This is a genomic window from Oceanobacillus sp. CAU 1775 (genome assembly GCF_054482815.1).
Genome location: NZ_JBTLRO010000009.1, coordinates 55,157 through 72,756 on the forward strand (window position 1 = coordinate 55,157; position 17,600 = coordinate 72,756).

21 protein-coding genes and 1 other annotated feature are annotated in these 17,600 nt (G+C 36.1%); of the genes, 8 read left to right on the forward strand and 13 right to left on the reverse strand.

Going from position 1 to position 17,600, the window contains the following annotated elements:
* Positions 1 to 47: 47 nt before the first annotated feature.
* Complete coding sequence (locus ACXYMZ_RS14105) at positions 48 to 446, reverse strand: hypothetical protein (RefSeq protein ID WP_458949048.1); 399 nt, start codon at positions 444 to 446, stop codon at positions 48 to 50.
* 109 nt (positions 447 to 555) lie between these two features.
* Between ACXYMZ_RS14105 and ACXYMZ_RS14110 the strand changes: the two genes are divergently transcribed.
* Positions 556 to 1,098 carry a cysteine hydrolase family protein gene (locus ACXYMZ_RS14110; RefSeq protein WP_458949049.1) on the forward strand — a complete coding sequence of 181 codons (543 nt, stop codon included), beginning with the start codon at positions 556 to 558 and terminating at the stop codon, positions 1,096 to 1,098.
* A gap of 119 nt (positions 1,099 to 1,217) precedes the next feature.
* On the opposite strand, the gene ACXYMZ_RS14115 is transcribed toward ACXYMZ_RS14110, so the two are convergent.
* Complete coding sequence (locus ACXYMZ_RS14115; RefSeq protein ID WP_458949050.1) at positions 1,218 to 2,555, reverse strand: CoA-disulfide reductase; 1,338 nt, start codon at positions 2,553 to 2,555, stop codon at positions 1,218 to 1,220.
* A gap of 232 nt (positions 2,556 to 2,787) precedes the next feature.
* Between ACXYMZ_RS14115 and ACXYMZ_RS14120 the strand changes: the two genes are divergently transcribed.
* Entirely contained in the window at positions 2,788 to 4,689 is a 1,902-nt protein-coding gene (locus ACXYMZ_RS14120) for a heavy metal translocating P-type ATPase (protein ID WP_458949051.1), read from the forward strand.
* 62 nt (positions 4,690 to 4,751) lie between these two features.
* On the opposite strand, the gene trhO is transcribed toward ACXYMZ_RS14120, so the two are convergent.
* Positions 4,752 to 5,711: an oxygen-dependent tRNA uridine(34) hydroxylase TrhO gene (gene trhO / locus ACXYMZ_RS14125; protein ID WP_458949052.1), complete on the reverse strand. Its 960-nt coding sequence runs from the start codon at positions 5,709 to 5,711 to the stop codon at positions 4,752 to 4,754.
* A 196-nt stretch (positions 5,712 to 5,907) separates the two neighbouring features.
* Between trhO and ACXYMZ_RS14130 the strand changes: the two genes are divergently transcribed.
* Positions 5,908 to 6,387, forward strand: coding sequence for a glutathione peroxidase (locus ACXYMZ_RS14130; protein ID WP_458949053.1), 480 nt, complete (start codon positions 5,908 to 5,910; stop codon positions 6,385 to 6,387).
* A gap of 47 nt (positions 6,388 to 6,434) precedes the next feature.
* Here ACXYMZ_RS14130 and ACXYMZ_RS14135 read toward each other — a convergent pair whose 3' ends face one another.
* Positions 6,435 to 7,043, reverse strand: coding sequence for a hypothetical protein (locus tag ACXYMZ_RS14135; protein ID WP_458949054.1), 609 nt, complete (start codon positions 7,041 to 7,043; stop codon positions 6,435 to 6,437).
* Positions 7,044 to 7,191: 148 nt separating this feature from the next.
* Here ACXYMZ_RS14135 and ACXYMZ_RS14140 point away from each other — a divergent pair, with 148 nt between their 5' ends.
* Positions 7,192 to 7,437: an AbrB/MazE/SpoVT family DNA-binding domain-containing protein gene (locus ACXYMZ_RS14140; protein WP_458949055.1), complete on the forward strand. Its 246-nt coding sequence runs from the start codon at positions 7,192 to 7,194 to the stop codon at positions 7,435 to 7,437.
* Between the two features lie 262 nt (positions 7,438 to 7,699).
* Here the strand turns inward: ACXYMZ_RS14140 and ACXYMZ_RS14145 are convergent, their stop codons facing one another.
* The 9 genes from ACXYMZ_RS14145 to ytzI all read right to left on the reverse strand — a co-directional run bounded on the left by ACXYMZ_RS14145 (position 7,700) and on the right by ytzI (position 13,935).
* Positions 7,700 to 8,092, reverse strand: coding sequence for a hypothetical protein (locus ACXYMZ_RS14145; protein ID WP_458949056.1), 393 nt, complete (start codon positions 8,090 to 8,092; stop codon positions 7,700 to 7,702).
* A gap of 15 nt (positions 8,093 to 8,107) precedes the next feature.
* A complete protein-coding gene (locus ACXYMZ_RS14150; protein ID WP_458949057.1) occupies positions 8,108 to 8,665 on the reverse strand; it encodes a GNAT family N-acetyltransferase in 558 nt (185 codons plus the stop codon).
* 211 nt (positions 8,666 to 8,876) lie between these two features.
* Positions 8,877 to 9,179 carry a hypothetical protein gene (locus ACXYMZ_RS14155; protein WP_458949058.1) on the reverse strand — a complete coding sequence of 101 codons (303 nt, stop codon included), beginning with the start codon at positions 9,177 to 9,179 and terminating at the stop codon, positions 8,877 to 8,879.
* A 217-nt stretch (positions 9,180 to 9,396) separates the two neighbouring features.
* Entirely contained in the window at positions 9,397 to 10,836 is a 1,440-nt protein-coding gene (gene proS / locus ACXYMZ_RS14160; RefSeq protein ID WP_458949059.1) for a proline--tRNA ligase, read from the reverse strand.
* 62 nt (positions 10,837 to 10,898) lie between these two features.
* Positions 10,899 to 11,118 (reverse strand) — a binding site (T-box leader).
* A gap of 49 nt (positions 11,119 to 11,167) precedes the next feature.
* Positions 11,168 to 11,719: a cysteine hydrolase family protein gene (locus ACXYMZ_RS14165; RefSeq protein WP_458949060.1), complete on the reverse strand. Its 552-nt coding sequence runs from the start codon at positions 11,717 to 11,719 to the stop codon at positions 11,168 to 11,170.
* Positions 11,720 to 11,730: 11 nt separating this feature from the next.
* Positions 11,731 to 12,564 carry a bifunctional hydroxymethylpyrimidine kinase/phosphomethylpyrimidine kinase gene (gene thiD / locus ACXYMZ_RS14170; RefSeq protein WP_458949061.1) on the reverse strand — a complete coding sequence of 278 codons (834 nt, stop codon included), beginning with the start codon at positions 12,562 to 12,564 and terminating at the stop codon, positions 11,731 to 11,733.
* A gap of 35 nt (positions 12,565 to 12,599) precedes the next feature.
* The gene (locus ACXYMZ_RS14175) at positions 12,600 to 13,082 is read right to left on the reverse strand and encodes a DUF456 domain-containing protein (RefSeq protein WP_458949062.1); all 483 of its coding nucleotides are present in this window, start codon (positions 13,080 to 13,082) and stop codon (positions 12,600 to 12,602) included.
* A gap of 30 nt (positions 13,083 to 13,112) precedes the next feature.
* On the reverse strand, positions 13,113 to 13,736 hold the full coding sequence (locus tag ACXYMZ_RS14180) for a glycerol-3-phosphate acyltransferase (protein WP_458949063.1): 624 nt from the start codon (positions 13,734 to 13,736) through the stop codon (positions 13,113 to 13,115).
* 49 nt (positions 13,737 to 13,785) lie between these two features.
* On the reverse strand, positions 13,786 to 13,935 hold the full coding sequence (gene ytzI / locus ACXYMZ_RS14185) for a YtzI protein (protein WP_458949064.1): 150 nt from the start codon (positions 13,933 to 13,935) through the stop codon (positions 13,786 to 13,788).
* Between the two features lie 384 nt (positions 13,936 to 14,319).
* Here ytzI and ehuB point away from each other — a divergent pair, with 384 nt between their 5' ends.
* From ehuB to ehuA, 4 genes are all read left to right on the forward strand, one after another.
* Positions 14,320 to 15,219 (forward strand): ectoine/hydroxyectoine ABC transporter substrate-binding protein EhuB, encoded by a 900-nt coding sequence (gene ehuB / locus ACXYMZ_RS14190; protein WP_458949065.1) that lies wholly within the window; start codon positions 14,320 to 14,322, stop codon positions 15,217 to 15,219.
* A gap of 183 nt (positions 15,220 to 15,402) precedes the next feature.
* Complete coding sequence (locus tag ACXYMZ_RS14195) at positions 15,403 to 16,062, forward strand: amino acid ABC transporter permease (RefSeq protein WP_458949109.1); 660 nt, start codon at positions 15,403 to 15,405, stop codon at positions 16,060 to 16,062.
* Entirely contained in the window at positions 16,062 to 16,760 is a 699-nt protein-coding gene (gene ehuD / locus ACXYMZ_RS14200; RefSeq protein ID WP_458949066.1) for an ectoine/hydroxyectoine ABC transporter permease subunit EhuD, read from the forward strand. Before ACXYMZ_RS14195 ends, ehuD begins: the two co-directional genes overlap by 1 nt.
* A gap of 20 nt (positions 16,761 to 16,780) precedes the next feature.
* Complete coding sequence (ehuA, locus tag ACXYMZ_RS14205) at positions 16,781 to 17,551, forward strand: ectoine/hydroxyectoine ABC transporter ATP-binding protein EhuA (RefSeq protein WP_458949067.1); 771 nt, start codon at positions 16,781 to 16,783, stop codon at positions 17,549 to 17,551.
* The last annotated feature ends 49 nt before the right edge of the window (positions 17,552 to 17,600 follow it).

The window sequence follows — 17,600 nt, forward strand, 5'->3', positions numbered from 1 at the left end:
ATTATTTCCTCAAAGCATTGAAAAATAAACATAAAAATTTAAAGTTTTTATTTCTCATTGTCCTCGAGGTTTTTATAATATTTCTCAACAATTGGATAGACGTTTGGATTCGAATCATAGTAGGTGTCACCAATTTTGTTCAGGGTAAACGAGAATTCCTTATTACCATCAAAAAGTGTCACATTATATAACCAGCCATCCCGATTCTCTTGATTTTTTTGTGGAGTAAATACGATATCATTCGTGAGAGACAAGAATTCACTAATTTGCTCTTGCTTAGTTATCACTTTGGAAAAACCAGTTGAGCCATCTACAAAGATAATTTTATCTACATTTTCCATACTTGCACGCTCATAAAAACTCTCCAATGTTTGACTTTTATCATTTGTACAAGCAAAAAGAAAAAGGAAGCAAAATAGCGTCATCAAAACCAAAATATTCTTCATATAATCGTCTCCATTTTCATTTTATAAATGGTTAGTCGTTATGAATGATATAAAGTTACATGATAGAAGATTGGAAAATTTCCCTTATAAAAAAACTGGAGGAATGATTATGAAAGCTTTATTAGTAATTGACGTACAAAATGTTATTGTTGAATTTAAAGATTTCCAAAGTGAATTAGATAATATGGAGAAAGTCATTCGTGATTTTAAAAATAATGGGGATCCAGTTATATTTATTCGTAATGTAGAAGATGATCCGTCAAGTGACTTTAATAAAGCGTCCCTTGGATCAGAATTACATCATTCTCTAGAAAATTATGCAGATGTTGTCATAGAGAAAAAGACACCGAGCGCATTTTATCAAACGGAACTTAATGAAAAATTAGAGGAAATGAATGTAAATCACCTATTTATAACTGGCTTCAATACAGAATTCTGTTGTCAATTCACTGCAATTGCTGCATATGATCGAGGGTATCAAGTAACCTTTATTGAAGATGCAACAGGAACTGTGAATGATGAAAATGCATATGAAATGACCGGCTTAGATATTAGAGATTTCGTCGGATCTGTTCTCCATTGGTCTGGTGTAATTGAAGTTCTTGATATGGAAGAATATATCGAAGAGTACAGGTCCCGCCCTGTAAAATAGATATTTAAATGATGAAGATAGCAGAAAACGAGAAAATTCTATAACAGACAGCTTACGAACGTCTGGTATAAAGTTCTCTCGTTTTTTCTATAAATTAATTAGGTTCAACTTAAATAATTCTAGGATAGTCCAGTCTTCCTTGCCAGTTGCTGAATTGGATCCCATACTCCGTTATATGGTGGTGCATAACTTAAATCAAGATCAATCAATTGAGGAACAGTTAATTTTGCGTAGAGAGCCGTTGCTAGGAGGTCTATTCGTTTGTCTACTCCCTCTTTCCCGATTACTTGTCCACCAAGCACTTCGTTTGTTTTCTTGTGATATAGAAGCTTAAGATGTAGTTTTTCCCAACCTGGATAATAATTTGCATGTGAAATAGATTGACTTGATATCGTTTCATAAGGCAAACCTATTCTTCTTGCCTCTTTTTCAGAAAGCCCTGTCCGACCTAAAGCTAGGTCAAAAAACTTGAGTATGGACGTACCTACAACACCATTAAAAGTAATTGGGTTTCCTGCCATGTTCGCACCTGCGATTCTACCTTGTTTATTAGCTGTCGTTCCAAGTGGAATATAATCATATTTCTTTTTAATACGATGATAATGAGCAGCACAATCACCTGCTGCATAAATGTTTTTAATGGAAGTTTCCATATATGGATTTACTAAAAGTGCGCCATTTTCTAATGTATGAATTCCTGTACTATTGAGAAATTCTGTATTTGGTTGGACACCAATCGCAATCAAAACAAGATCAGTGTTGTATTCATTTTTATCTGTGATTACCTTATCTACACGTGCCTCACCTGAAAAGCTTTGGACAGATTCTTCTAAGACGACTTTTACTCCTTGCTTTCTTGCTTCTTCCTCTATATAGAGAGCCATTTCTTTATCAAATATACTAGCTAAGTGTTGCCCTCGTTGTATTAAAGTTACGTTACGTCCACTCGTTTGGAAGCTCTCCGCCATCTCCAGTCCGATATAGCCACCACCAACAACTGTTACCTCTTTGATATCATCCTTTAGATCTCTCATTAGCCTTTCCGTATCTGTAGTAGTTTTTAGAAAATGAATTCCCTCTAAATCTATCCCTTCCCATATCGGCTTTACCGGATCAGCTCCTGTAGCAATAAGAAGACGATCATAGGAAACTTGAAACGATTCATTCGTTTTTCTATTTACTGCTGATACTTCTTGTTTTTCCACATTTATTCCGGTCACAACTGTATTTATTTTTGCGTCCATTCCGTATTTTTCTTTGTATGTTGTAACAGTTCGTGCGATGACATCCTCTACATCAGGAATGACCTTATTAATAACATAGGGCAAACCACATTGGCCATACGAATAATCTTCGCCCCGTTCAAGTACAGTAATTTTCGCGGATGCATCTGTCCGATATATTTCCATTGCTGCACTCATTCCAGCAGCTACCCCACCGATAATGACATATTGCAATTGAATAACCTCCCTCAAATAGCTGAAAAAACATTTTTAAATATATTCTTAAACTCATATACAGTATAGCTTACCCTGTATATTTTAGTACCTTTCGTTCATCGAAAGCTTTTCTTTTAATATCTTGATGTGTGTCAATTACACTTCTTCGTTTTCCCTATATTATGAAGACATAAGATAAAACATTAAACACAATAAATATAAAAAGAAAATGAAAAGGAGTCGATGAATTATGTTTATTAAATGGATAAATAAGCGTAAAAAACAAATCACATTTCTAACGGGTGCTCTACTCATCCTAGCACTCATACTCAATTTCTCAGGTTTTTATGATTTAAGGCAAATCGTTTTGGTTGTCGCAACTGTAATTGCTGGAGTACCAATTTTCATCAAAGCATACCAATCAGCTCGAATGAAAGCATTTAGTATTGAGTTATTAGTAACAATTGCTGTAATTGGTGCGCTCTTCATCGGAGAGTATGTCGAATCAGCAGTTGTAACCTTCCTATTCTTATTCGGAGATTATTTAGAAGCACGTACATTAGAAAAAACACGCAGATCATTAAAAGATTTAGTTGATATGGCACCACAGGAAGCAGAAGTTATTCGAAATGGCGAAACAGAAGTTATTCCTGTAGAAGAAGTTATCGAAGGCGATCGTATCATCATTCGTTCAGGTGGAAAGGTTCCTGTCGATGGGAGTATTATTTCTGGTCAAGCTTCTCTAAATGAAGCAGCAGTAACTGGCGAATCTGTTCCAGTATCAAAAACTTTAGAAGATAAATTATTTAGTGGAACGATTGTGGATAATGGTTATGTGGAAATGATTGCGGAAAAAGTTGGCGATGACACTACTTTTGCAAAAATAATTGAACTTGTTGAAGAAGCACAAGAATCAAAATCGAAAACACAAAAATTCCTAGATAGATTTGCAAATATTTATACACCAGCAGTCGTTGTTTTATCTGTACTCGTTTATGTCATAACAAATAACCTGCACTTAGCAATTACCTTCCTTGTTGTCGCATGTCCTGGTGCTCTAGTGATTGGTGCTCCAGTATCTAACGTAGCAGGGATTGGGAATGGCGCAAAAAACGGTGTACTTGTTAAAGGTGGAGAAGTGATGGATAACTTCTCTAAGGTAGACACATTAGTTTTTGATAAAACTGGTACCTTAACAAAAGGGAAACCTGAAGTTACAAATATTAAAACATATAATAATTATAATGAGGATGAACTTTTACAAATAGTTGCAGAAGCAGAAACCATCTCAGAGCACCACTTGGGACAAACAATTGTTAAAGAAGCAAAAGCTAGAAACATGGAATTGGTACAAGAACCAGAAGAAAGTGAAGTAATTAAAGGAAATGGAATTAAAGTAACACTTGCAGGCCAAGTCCTTGCAATTGGAAATCGTAAATTAATGAATGCAGAGGGTATCACTATCCCTGAAGATGTTGGTACGTACCAAATTGATCGGGAAAAAGAAGGTAATACCGCTATATTTGCAGCAGTCGATGGTAAAATTGCAGGTATCTTCTCCATTGCAGACCAAATTAGGGAAGACGCAAAAGATGCTTTAGCAAACATGAGACAAAATGGAATTAAAAAGATTATTATGCTTACAGGAGATAACAGACATACAGCAGAACTTGTATCAAAGCAATTAGGTATTGATGAATTTTATGCTGAGCTTCTTCCAGAAGATAAAGTTAAATATGTAAAAGAACTAAAGGAATCTGGTCATGTCGTTGCAATGGCAGGAGATGGCATTAACGATGCTCCGGCAATCGCCACTGCTGACATTGGAATCGCAATGGGTGAAGGTGGAACAGACATTTCAATGGAAACAGCTGACGTTGTATTAATGGCAGATAAATTATCTCAATATGCTCATGCTTACTCTCTATCCAAATCAACTGTTCGAAACATGAAGCAAAACACATTTATTGCAGTAGGTGTCGTAGCAGTCTTACTTGCAGGCGTACTAGGCGGAGTCGTCAACCTCGCATCAGGAATGTTGATTCACGAAGCTAGTGTGCTAGCAGTTATTTTAAACGCAATGCGACTCATTCGTTTTAATCAAAAGAATGATTTAAACCAAAAAGCAAAGCTTAGCGTAAAGCCAGCTTAAAAAAATAAGTAACCAAAACGATTCAATTTCCTAGAATCGTTTTGGTTACTTTTATTATCGTATTAAGCATGGACTTCTTCAATTGCTTGAAGACGCTCTGCTACTTCTTCTTCTGTTAAATTATGCTCCTGCACATAAAGGTTACGAGGACTTACGCGACATTCATGTGAACAGCTACGCATATATTTATATTCGTTCTCTTCAGATGAAAGGTATTGACGATTACATTCAGGATTCGCACAGTTCACATAACGCTCACATGGCGTGCCATCAAAGTAATCTTTCCCTACTACTACATGTTCTTTTTGATTAATAGGAACTGAAATTCTTTCATCAAAGACATACATTTTTCCATCCCAAAGATCACCTTGTACTTCAGGATCCTTACTGTACATTGCAATTCCGCCATGTAATTGGGCAACGTCTTCAAAGCCTTCCCTTACTAACCATCCAGAGAATTTTTCACAACGAATACCACCTGTACAGTACGTTAGAATCTTTTTGCCTTCAAACATTTCCTTGTTTTCACGAACCCAATCTGGTAAGTCCCGGAATGTTTCAATATCCGGACGAATCGCTCCACGGAAATGACCAAGGTCATATTCATAGTCGTTACGTGCGTCAAGCACAATAACATCTTCATCTTGAAGAGCTTTGTGGAATTCTTTTGGCTCTAAATATTCTCCAGTCAATTCTAATGGATTAATATCATCTTCAAGTCGTAGAGTAACTAGCTCATTTCTTGGGCGAACATGCATTTTCTTAAACGCATGCCCTTCATGCTCATCAATCTTGAATATCATGTCAGCAAATCTTTCGTCTGCATGCATCATATCCATGTATTTTTGTGTTTGTTCAACAGTACCTGAAACTGTACCGTTTATTCCTTCTTCTGCAACTAAAATACGACCTTTTAAACCTACTTCTTTACAGAATTTTAAATGGTCAGCTGCAAAAGTTTCTGGGTCTTCAATGTGTACATAATTATAGTACAACAAGACCTGATACTTTTCTTTCTCCATTATTCATTACCACCTGTCATTTATATTTGCAAGATACAAATGTTTGGCGTTTTTCTTCACTTTATAATCTTGCACAAAGGATATTATAACAAATATGTCCGAAAATAAAAAGTTACGAATTAGTGGCAAAATAACGAACATAGATTTTGACAGCAATCTCTTTGGTTGCTATGCTTTTTATAAGGAGGCTGATTGAATGAGCGTACATGATTTCAGTGCAACAACAATTAAAGGCGAAGAGAAATCTCTCGCAGATTATGATGGTAAAGTATTGCTTATCGTAAATACGGCTAGTAAATGTGGACTAACTCCACAGTATGAGGGACTTCAAAAGATTTATGATGAAATTGGGAATGATAAATTCGAAATTCTAGGATTCCCTTGTAATCAGTTCGCTGGTCAAGAGCCAGGAGATGAGGAAGATATCGCTAGCTTCTGTTCTGCAAATTACGGAGTATCTTTTCCGATGTTTAGTAAAGTAGATGTAAATGGTGAAAATGCACATCCACTCTATAAATATTTAACAAAAGAACAAAAAGGATTTTTATCAGAAGGTATAAAATGGAACTTCACAAAGTTCTTAGTGGATAAAGATGGGAATGTCATTGATCGCTTCGCACCACAAACAGAACCTGAGAAGATTAAGAAAGATATTGAAAAATTAATTGAAGCTTAAAAATATCCAGCCATGTGTTTATCATGTGGCTGGGTTTATTTTTTACTTCACTTCTTTTCAATATGTAATAATTTTATTAACTCGATAACTTCATCGTCATTTCCTGGTTCAATGGGCACTTGCTCTGTATTTTCGATAATATCTATATAAAATTCCTCACCTGCTGGATAAACCCCATCCCAGCGTAGCGGAACATTATATACATTAATCGTACCATCACCATTTCCGCTGTATGTAATTGACCCATCAACTAAACGAGTACCTGATAGTTGTATCACATCTTCCGGATAACCCTCGCTCGTCTCGTCGTCAGGATTAAGTGCCGTATTTGCAGGGATATGTTTAGCGTATAGCTCGTCCAATTCTTGATTTGGTCCAAGCTGTAACCAAACTCTAGCATATTCAATTTCTTCGGCAGAATAGTTTGCTAGTGTATCCATATTTTCATTTGATTCTTTATCGTTATTATTTGTCGTTGAATTTTCCTCTGGATCAGCTTCTTCCCCGGATTTATTTTCACTAGCCGATTCTTCCTCGCTAGATTCTATATCCGAATTTGCGTTTGAAGCTTCAGTTGTAGGTTCTTCAACTGTTTTATCAGTACATCCCATTAACATCACTAATGCAAAAACTAAATAAATAAAACTTCTATACATTTTCATTCCTTAAGCCCTTCCTTTTCTTTCTTAGAACTCTGTATTTTTGTTTAATAACGCTTCTGTTAAACACCCTATGAACTTGTGTATGTACTCTTAAATTAGAGGGTGATATAATGAAAAAAACTCTCCGAGGAGGGCAGAAGCAATGCAAACTACCCTAATAAAGCAAGGTAACAGTTCAGCTGTCATTATTCGAAGTGAATGGAAAAAAGCCCTAGACATTGACAATGGGTCACCTCTAGAAGTGACTATTGACTATGAAAACCAAAGATTAATCCTGACACCAATAAGACTCATCAGAAAAAAATATTCACTGGACAAGCTTGTCGCAGAGGCTAAGACGCAATATTCTCCTACAGAAGTTAAAACTGACAGAATAGGAGACGAATAATTTTAACATGGTTGTCTCTTTAAAACAGGGTGATTGTTATTATATGCAATTTTGAAGCAAAAAGCAGGCTTTTTTTGTTGAGCTGCCTAAAGACATGAAAACAAAAGGTGAAGTCAGTTCCCAATAAACACTGTTACTTGAGAACTGACTCTTTTCTTAAATATCGATAGAGTCAAAGAGTACAATATAAGCCGTTTTCAATGAAGATGCCCCTTTAACTATAGGTGACGAACACTCTCTCAAAACTCCATAACATTACATCTTAAGGAAGTTCTTTTCCAGTCATTAATTCAAATAACTCTTCAGAGTCCTTTGCTGACAATCTAACATAGTAGCTGTTATTGATATTTATTATTTCTAACCTGTCTCCCCTTGGTGTAATCCAAATATGATAATCTGTAGCTAATTTATAATCGGGTTCGGGCATATTATACTCTGTATGTGTTTCCCACTTGATTTCTTGAAATATCTCTACAATTTCTTGAATGGTGTCTTTATCGCTAATTTCATTGATAACCTCGAAACTACTGGAAGATTCATTTCCAAAACGCTTTTCAACAACCAAGGTAGAACTTCCTTCAAAAATAACTTCATCTTTTTGACTACAGCCAACAATGAAAAACAAAAGAATCATGAGCAGGATATATTTTTTCACTAAACCTAACCCCTTCTATGATTTATTCCGTTGCGACCATTCCTCTCTTGTTAATACCATATTCAAAGAATCGATCCATTCCCCTTCAAATTTTAAATCATTTTTATCTATACTTTCTACAGTAAAACCCAACTTTTCATATACTCTTTTTGCCCTTGGATTAAAATCAAATACACTTAATGTAATTTGTTCAAGATCGGTAGAAGCGAATACATAACTCAACATCGATTGAGTTGCCTCTGTCCCAAGACCACGATTTCGCCCCCTAGGCCCGATGAGTATTCTAAAATTCATGCTATGATTTTTCTCATCATATAAATTTATCACTGCCTCTCCTACAACTACTTTTAAAGTCTTATCGACAATCGCTAGGTCCAATCGGTCTGTTTGTTCATTTCTTGTGTTGTACCAATGCAGTGTTTTTTCCCTATCGAAATCTGAAGTGCTGCCTGTAAGTTTTATAACTTCTGGGTCTTTTAAGCACTCCTCAATATAATTAAAATCAGATGGCTGGAAAGGTCTAAGAATAAGCTTATCCCCTTCTAACGTTGGTTTATCTGTTAAATCTATCATCACTATCACTCCTGAATATCATTTCTTTTATAAATATATTGGTATAGCAAATTGAAAATTATTATAGCAATCGTCGCGATTATTAGAGGAGTAACATATAGAGTAATCAGAACAACCGAAGATTTAAAAGAAGAGGGATCATGTCTAAAATAGAGGATTAATGAGCTAGAAAGTGAAAATAAAGGAATGTAATAAATATAGACCCCGCGCATTATAAGTCATCTTTGTATAAATAAATGATGTAAAATACAAGTGGAATCATGATGAGTGGCTGAAAGAAACCGGCAGGACCATAGAGGTCATAAAGAACAACGGGCGTAAGAAAGAAACTGATTCCGACTGTTACTAATAAAGTCATCACTTGGGTATCTCCTTTTAAAAAGAAGATAGCGAAAACAGCTGGTGTCCAAAAAAGAGTATTAAGAATGTGAAGCCAACCTTCATCCAAAGCAAAGAAAGTAGTTATGTACATTTGAACAATTAAAATTTTAATTATAATATAAGCTACTTTCACAATATATTCCCCCTACATTTGTAAAAAGAATCTTTCTTTTTTCTTTTTACCAAGTAAGTTTAGTGTACCATTCAATGTCAGAATAATCATTTAAAAATTAAAAAAGAGACATAAAATCATGGAGATTTTATGTCTCTTTTCATATGTTTTAAAATTTAGTGTTTCTCAGAAGAGCCGCTAATTTAATCAAAAAATATATTTAACGATACTTTTATGATTAATAAGCCTTTGCCCAAATAACTAATTCTTTAGCTGGCTTACCACAGCATACACATGTATCGGCTAATTTTTCTTGTTCATTTGGAATACAACGTGATGTTGCAGTTGTTTTTTCTTGAATTTTCTCTTCACAAGCTTCTTCTCCACACCACATTGCTTTTAAGAAGCCACCTTTTGATTCCAGTACTTCTTCAAACTCTTCCATTGTTGTTACAGAAGTAGTTTTTTCATTACGATGTGCTAAAGCTTTATCATATAGATTTTGTTGTACTTCATCTAATAATTCTGGTAGACGTTTCTCTAAATCAGCTAATGGAACAAATTCCTTTTCGCCTGTGTCACGACGTGCAAGCACAACCTGATCTTTTTCAATGTCTTTCGGTCCCATTTCAATTCTTACTGGGATTCCTTTCATTTCGTACTCGTTAAATTTCCAACCTGGCATCTTATCACTTGCATCAATATCAACACGTGCAATGCCTTTTAATTTATCAAGTAAATCATAAGCCTTATCTAAAACGCCTTCTTTATGCTGCGCAATTGGAATAATCATCGCTTGTGTTGGTGCAATTTTTGGTGGGACAACTAATCCACGGTTGTCACCATGTACCATAATTAATGCACCCATAATTCTTGTTGAAAGTCCCCAAGATGTTTGATATACATGCTGGCTCTTTCCTTCTTTATCTAAATATGTGATGTCAAATGCTTCTGCAAATCCTGAACCAAAGTGATGACTTGTTCCTGATTGAAGCGCTTTTCCATCATGCATTAACGCTTCAATTGTTAAGGTATATTCAGCACCTGCAAATTTCTCACTTGCTGTTTTCCTCCCTTTATAAACTGGAACTGCTAAATAATTTTCAACTAAATCAGCATACACATTTAACATTTTTTCTGTTTCTTCTGCTGCATCCTCATAAGTTGCATGTGCTGTATGCCCTTCTTGCCAATGGAATTCCGAAGAACGTAGGAATGGACGAGTTGTCTTTTCCCAACGAACAACGTTTGCCCACTGATTGTATAGTTTAGGCAAATCACGATAAGAGTTAATATGCTTTGAGAAATAATCACAGAATAACGCTTCTGAAGTTGGACGAACAGCAATTCTTTCTTGTAATTCATTGTCGCCACCATGTGTAACCCATGCAACTTCAGGCGCAAATCCTTCCACATGATCTGCTTCTTTTTGTAAAAGAGCTTCCGGAATAAAAACAGGGAAAGCCACGTTTGAGTGTCCCGTTTCTTTAATCATGCGATCTAATTCATCTTTGATATTCTCCCAAATCGCAAAACCGTATGGACGAATAATCATTGTTCCTCTTACCTGACCATAGTCCACAAGCTCGGCTTGCTTAACAACGTCGGTATACCACTGAGCAAAGTCATCCTCCATCGCAGTGATTTTCTCTACGAAATCTTTATTCTTCTTTGACATTGACTAACACCTCATTTTATATTTTCTTTATTTTTTGCACAAAAAAATCCTCCATCCTTAAAATAAGGGACCGAGGTTTGGTGGTACCACCCTTGTTTGCATAAGTTGCCTCATGCACACTTGATTAGATAACGGATTTTCACCGCGCATATCTTAAAGAACTTGTCTGTCGATAGCGAACTCAGGCGGCAGGTTCTAATTACGTCTTTCGGAAATTCACACCATCCATTTCCTCTCTTTAGAAAGACTAATAATTATACTAATCCCCATCAGCGTTTCGTATATACACTCAATATATAGAGAAAACAGGGCAAAGTCAAGCTAAGCCCTGCTATATCACCTTTGCTCCTAAAGTGTTTGTGAAGTGTTCAAGTGCCCATTCATGACCAGCCGGATTAAAACTCGCAACCGCATCTTTATGAATAACAATTTTAAATCCTTTATTGTAAGCATCTACTGCGGTGTGTAATACACAAATATCTGTACAAACACCAACGATATGAATTTCTTCTATTCCACGTTCACGAAGTTTGATTTCGAGATCTGTTCCAGCAAAAGCACTGTAACGTGTCTTATCATAGTAATATACATTATCTCTATCTTTATTCGCTTCATAAAGAGGAGCCAAGCTACCATATAAATCGCGACCTTTTGTTCCAATTATATTATGCGCTGGAAAAAGTGCTGACTCTGGATGTAGCTCGTCCCCTGCTTCATGTGCATCAATAGCAAAAACAACGTAATCATTTGCTTCAATAAATTTCTTTGTAAGTGAAACAATTTTCCCCTCAATTGCTTGAGCAGGTTCACCAGCTGTTAAAGTACCTTTATCATCCACAAAATCATATGTATAATCCACATTAATTAGCGCTCGCTTTGTCATTGTAGATCCCCCTATTTGATTTTCTCTACTTTAATTTCAAATGCATCTCCAAATTTTCTTTCAGCAGCATGATAAGTTGGTCCGACCATTTCTGTATAAGAAAAACCATGTTGAATGGCAGTTGTTACAAATCTCTTCGCGTGTTCAACAGCATATTCAACTGACTCACCCTTCGCAAGAAATGCGGTAATTGCAGCGGAATAACTACAGCCTGCTCCACTCGTATTCACCGTATCAATACGAGGAGCTGTAAATAATGTTAATGTCTCCCCATCATATAATACGTCGACTGCTGGTCCTGAAAGACGTCCACCTTTTACTAAAACATACTTCGAACCAAGCTCGTACAAGTCAATAGCTGCCTGCTTCAAATCTTCCACATTTGTTATTTTTCTATCGTCTAATAGAAAAGATGCTTCAGGAATATTTGGCGTAATAATCGTTGCTAGTGGAAGCAACTTCTCTTTCATCGCTTCAATTGCATCGTCTTTTAGTAGTTTTGAATCAAGTTTTCCAACCATCACTGGATCAATCACGATGGAAGGAATCTCAGATTCTCTAATTAATTCAGCAGTTCGCTCAATAACTTCTTTTGAAAAAAGCATCCCAGTCTTTATCGCTTCTGTGCCAACTTGGCGCATTGCTGTATCAAATTGCGCTTCAATTGCTTCTATTGTTTGTGGATGGACATTTTTATCCGTTTCGGGATGTCTCCCCACAATTGCTGTAATAACCGTCATTCCATAGACATCTAATTCTTGGAATGTTTTTAAATCTGCTTGTATCCCTGCACTTCCACCAGCTGCTGCACCCGCAATCGTTAAAACTCTAGCAGGATAGTTCATAAGCCAAAACTCCTTTTAAAATCAAGATTCGTTCGTTAAAAAATTACTGCAAGTATAAACCATACAATCATTATAAGTTGTAGAATAACCTTTGCAATAGAGCCACCTAAAAATCCAATTAAAGAACCAATAGAAGCCCGAAAAGCTTCCTTAACTGTTCTCTTAATAATCATTTCTACAATAAAAACGACGATAAAGGGAACATAGATAATTCCAAAAGGCGGTGTGATAAAAGAACCAACAATTACAGCAACAGCTGCTGCACGTTCTCCTGCTTTACTTCCACCGAACTTCCTAACAAAATAACTATTTGCAACAATATCTGCACTGATTAATAGTACAGTAAATAATATCATTGCTAGCCAAAAGATAGTATGAAGTTCACTTCCATCAATTCCAAACTGATAAATAATAAACCCTACCCAAATAAGTAATACCGATGGAATAATGGGAAAAACAATACCTAAGAAGCTACCAATAAATAGAATGACGATTAAAATCCATAATATAATTTCCATTTCGTTATACTCCATTCCGGATTAGAATCTTTAGCTTACCTTCTTCTTAATAAGAGAAGAAAGTTTGGTTTCTTCTTTATTAATAATACGCTTATAATTTTCTAAATGCTTCCACACACTTAGTAGAGATAAGAAAACAACAATCCATGTTGGACCTGGTCCAAAAAAGATATACGTGGTAATTAGAAAAGAGATATACATAAATAGCACGCCGATTACTAGATAATCTGTAGCAAATGTAAAGACTAAAAGGATACCAATGCCTATTAATGCAATCCTCCAATCGATAATCAGAAGAACACCTACTAAAGATGCTGTCCCTTTTCCACCTTTAAAACCCATTGTTATGGGATAATTATGCCCTATTATAGCAAATAAAGCCGTGATATAAATATATAGAATTTGTGTATCTCCAGTTATTCCATTTTCACGTAAGATAAATAATACTAATAGAATTGCAAGCGTCGCTTTGAAGATATCTATCAAAGCAACAAGAATACCAGATTTCCAACCTAATAGAATGGTTGCATTAGAGGCTCCAGCATTTTTAACCCCTTGGCTTCTTATATCAATATCTTTAATCTTTCCAATAATTTGCGACCCATGGAGGCAACCAAAAATATATCCAATCAGACCTGCTATGATAAACAACATCTCTCAACTTCCTTTCTTTTTTCCCAAGAAGTGAAAACAATGATGAATGCTAGCTAGGGTTGTTATTCTTTTGTTCTCTATTTAACTCTTCCTTAATTTCTTCATCTGGATGCGGATCAATCTTATGTTTATAGCCATAACCTTTACTTATAGTAGCTAAAGAGAGGACTACGACTAGTCCAATAAAGACTAAAGACAATCCCACCACCGCAGCAACAGCTCCCATTTTTACCCCTCACTTTTTAATAATTATATTCAAATATAATACTAAAGATATTTTAGTCTTCTGTCTACACCTGAGTTTTTAGTGAATTTGGGGCATTCGAAAGGAAACGCTACCATTTCATAGGATGTTTTTGGATGAGTGAAACAAATTCATCTATCAAAAGAATATGAAGAAATATCACGTTTTATCCAAGTTTAAACGATTTGAAGCAAAAATGAAAAATCTATAACATTAATATTGCAGAAAAGATACGGGACTTTTAAATTACTAAATTTCTTAAGAGAAAGAAAAAACAGAGTTTCTCAGGGAAATAAAAAGGGGATAGTCTCATAATAAATCTAGGAGGTCATTAGGAGAATGAAAAGGTTAAGTTTATTACTTTTAGGTATTGCTCTTGTACTACTCGCAGCTTGTGGGTCAGATGATGGCGATACAGAAAACACGAATGGAGCAGCTGACGAAGGTTCTAGTGCTTTAGAAGCATTACAGGAGTCTGGTACAGTAACAGTTGGATTCTCTAACGAAGCACCATATGCATATGAAGAAGATGGAGAGCTTAAAGGAGCAGCTGTTGATATTGCAACTGCCGTATTTAATGAGCTAGGTGTAGAAAATGTAGAAGGACAACTTGCAGATTGGGCACAGCTTATTCCTGGTGTTCAAGCTGGACAGTTTGATGTAATTACAGCGGGAATGGCTATCTTACCAGATCGTTGTGAGAATGTATTATTCGGAGAACCTGAAATGCAATATGGTGAAGGTCTTGTTGTTGAAGCAGGAAATCCACTAGGAATTGAGAGCTATGCTGATATTGCAGCGAACCCAGATGTTACTGTCGTTGTAATGGAAGGAACGACTGAAATTGGATTCTTAGAACAAGAAGGTGTAGATCCAAGTCAGATTACAACTGCTCCAGATATTCCAGCAACACTTTCAGCAGTTCAAGCTGGAAGAGCTGACGTTACAACAGGAACTGAAATGACTGTAAGAATGGCATTTGATTCATTCGATTCAGATGATCTTGAATTAGTAGAGTCATTCATTCAGCCTGATGTAGATGGTGTACCAAGTTATGGTGCAGCAGCATTTAGCTTAGATAATGAAGAATTACGTGATGCTTATAATGAAAAACTTAATGAGTTAAAAGAAGATGGTACGGTTGATGAATTACTAGAAGCAAATGGATTTAGTGCGGAAAGTAACTCTGTACCAGTAGATGGGGTAACTACAGAGCAAGCATGTGCTGGCGAAGTATAAAGATTAGTAAATTATAATAAATGAATTGCATAGGGTCCACTCTTCCCTAGGAGTGGGCCCTATGTTTTGTTGTAAACAGTAAGGGTAATATGATAGATGAAATTCCTCGTAATATTGGTTTTCTTTCCTATGAAAAATTATGTTCCTTACGACACTAAGACAAATTAATAAGAGGTGATTCTAATTAGCACAATAATTGAAGTCATTCCACAAATTGCGAGAGGACTGCAAGTAACGATTTCCGTTCTAATTGTTTCGGCTTTGCTTTCATACATTATGGCTTTCGTTGCTGGTCTATGTCGACTTTCAAAGAATGTTATCATTCGCAAGCTGACTGGCTTTTACGTTGAAGTCTTTCGTGGTACTTCCCTCATTGTACAATTATTTTGGCTGTACTTTGCTATTCCAATGTTATTTAACATACAGCTAGGAAGCAATTGGTGGATCGGTGTTATTGCGATTGCACTTAACTATGGGGCGTATTTATCAGAGGTAGTAAGAAGTTCGATACTAGCAGTTGATAATGGACAATCAGAAGCGGCAACTGCGCTAAATATGTCAAGCTTCCAACGGATGCGATTAATTATTTTTCCACAAGCTTTACGAATGATGTTGCCTGAGTTCGGTAACTATACCATTCAAATTTTAAAAGGTACTTCACTGGTTTCTTTAATTGGGCTAAGAGATATTCTATATTATGGTGATATTATCCGGAGTACAAATGCATCCATTACCCCGGTAGTCTACTTAGTAGTACTTGTATTTTACTTCATTCTTGCATTACCACTCATTTGGTTATCGAGAAAAGGCGAGTCTATCGCTAAGAAAGGGGCGGCTAGCTAATGAGTAGCACATATTGGAGTTGGGAAACATTCTTTGATGCGCTCCCCTTTGTTTTAGATGGAATCTGGGTGACTATCACATTAACAATTACTAGTTTTCTTTTCGCATTAGTGTTTGGTTTTGTTTGGACATTTTTAAGAAGAGTGCCAAACCGACCTTTTCATTTTATTGTGACATGGATAATGGAATTCATTCGTACGACGCCACCCCTCGTTCAATTATTCTTTATTTATTACGCATGGCCAGTCATTCCTTATGTTGGTGCAACACTAAGTCCAATGACAAGCGCCATTTTAGGTTTAGGTATTCATTTCAGTACTTATATCGGTGAAATCTATCGTTCTGGAATTGAAAGTGTAGATAAAGGACAGTGGGAAGCTTCTACTGCATTGAACCTCAGCACCAGAGATAAATGGAAGAAAATTATTCTACCACAAGCTATTCCACCAACCATTCCAATGCTTGGGAACTATTTCATTATTATGTTTAAAGAAGTTCCACTCGCATCAACAATTAGTGTTGCCGGAATAATGTTGATGGCAAATACTTATGGTGCAAGAACGTACGCTTATCTTGAGCCAATTACAATCGTAGGTATCATTTTCCTTCTACTTAGCTATCCATCTGCTGTGTTAATTAAGAAATTGGAAGTTAAAATGAATACTAGATTCGACAAAAATGCAGTTGCTAAAAAATAGTTAAAGGAGTTGTGAATAAAATGGTAGAACCGATTGTTAAATATAGAGATGTTTATAAGTCATTTGGTGATGTCGAGGTTTTAAAGGGAATTAACCTAGATATTATGCCTGGCGAAAAAGTTGCGATAATTGGCCCTAGTGGATCAGGTAAAACAACGATTATTAGGATGTTAATGACTCTAGAGGAGCCAACTGCTGGAGATATAATTGTTCAAGATGTGAATCTATGGAAAATGAATAAGAACGGAAAAGAAGTTCGTGCAAACGAAAAACATTTACGCGAGGTCCGTGGAGATATTGGTATGGTGTTCCAACACTTTAACCTTTTCCCGCATATGACAATTCTCGAAAATTGTATGACTGCTCCAATTCATGTTAAAAAAGAAAATAAAGCAGAAGTAAAAGAAAGAGCTATACAAATGCTCGAACGTGTTGGTCTTGGAGATAAATTTGATAATTACCCCAGTCAGCTTTCAGGTGGGCAGAAACAACGTGTAGCTATGGCTCGCGCGCTTGTTATGCGACCGAAAATTATGCTATTTGATGAAGTAACTTCAGCACTTGACCCTGAATTAGTCGGGGAAGTTCTTGAAGTAATCAGAGACTTAGCACAGCATGAAGACATGGCAATGGTACTCGTTACACATGAAATGGACTTCGCTCTCGATATTGCTGATAAAGTACTTTTCCTTGATGAAGGAGTAATTGCTGAACAAGGGACAGCAGCCGAGGTAATCGAGCACTCTGAAAATGAGAGATTGCAATCATTCTTGAGTAGATTCAGAGGGTAAAATTTCATATAAAACTCCGCAGAAGGAAAAATATCTGCGGAGTTTTTTT

What these genes read in the sequence shown, in the direction of transcription:
- ACXYMZ_RS14150 (WP_458949057.1), bottom strand. Translation starts at nt 8,665, where the DNA reads ATGATAGATTTAACAGATAAACCAACGTTAGAAGGGGATAAGCTTATT.
- ACXYMZ_RS14105 (WP_458949048.1), bottom strand. Translation starts at nt 446, where the DNA reads ATGAAGAATATTTTGGTTTTGATGACGCTATTTTGCTTCCTTTTTCTT.
- ACXYMZ_RS14165 (WP_458949060.1), bottom strand. Translation starts at nt 11,719, where the DNA reads ATGACAAAGCGAGCGCTAATTAATGTGGATTATACATATGATTTTGTG.
- ehuB (WP_458949065.1), top strand. Translation starts at nt 14,320, where the DNA reads ATGAAAAGGTTAAGTTTATTACTTTTAGGTATTGCTCTTGTACTACTC.
- ACXYMZ_RS14140 (WP_458949055.1), top strand. Translation starts at nt 7,192, where the DNA reads ATGCAAACTACCCTAATAAAGCAAGGTAACAGTTCAGCTGTCATTATT.
- ACXYMZ_RS14135 (WP_458949054.1), bottom strand. Translation starts at nt 7,043, where the DNA reads ATGTATAGAAGTTTTATTTATTTAGTTTTTGCATTAGTGATGTTAATG.
- ACXYMZ_RS14120 (WP_458949051.1), top strand. Translation starts at nt 2,788, where the DNA reads ATGTTTATTAAATGGATAAATAAGCGTAAAAAACAAATCACATTTCTA.
- ehuD (WP_458949066.1), top strand. Translation starts at nt 16,062, where the DNA reads ATGAGTAGCACATATTGGAGTTGGGAAACATTCTTTGATGCGCTCCCC.
- ACXYMZ_RS14110 (WP_458949049.1), top strand. Translation starts at nt 556, where the DNA reads ATGAAAGCTTTATTAGTAATTGACGTACAAAATGTTATTGTTGAATTT.
- trhO (WP_458949052.1), bottom strand. Translation starts at nt 5,711, where the DNA reads ATGGAGAAAGAAAAGTATCAGGTCTTGTTGTACTATAATTATGTACAC.
- ACXYMZ_RS14175 (WP_458949062.1), bottom strand. Translation starts at nt 13,082, where the DNA reads ATGGAAATTATATTATGGATTTTAATCGTCATTCTATTTATTGGTAGC.
- proS (WP_458949059.1), bottom strand. Translation starts at nt 10,836, where the DNA reads ATGTCAAAGAAGAATAAAGATTTCGTAGAGAAAATCACTGCGATGGAG.
- ACXYMZ_RS14130 (WP_458949053.1), top strand. Translation starts at nt 5,908, where the DNA reads ATGAGCGTACATGATTTCAGTGCAACAACAATTAAAGGCGAAGAGAAA.
- thiD (WP_458949061.1), bottom strand. Translation starts at nt 12,564, where the DNA reads ATGAACTATCCTGCTAGAGTTTTAACGATTGCGGGTGCAGCAGCTGGT.
- ehuA (WP_458949067.1), top strand. Translation starts at nt 16,781, where the DNA reads ATGGTAGAACCGATTGTTAAATATAGAGATGTTTATAAGTCATTTGGT.
- ACXYMZ_RS14180 (WP_458949063.1), bottom strand. Translation starts at nt 13,736, where the DNA reads ATGTTGTTTATCATAGCAGGTCTGATTGGATATATTTTTGGTTGCCTC.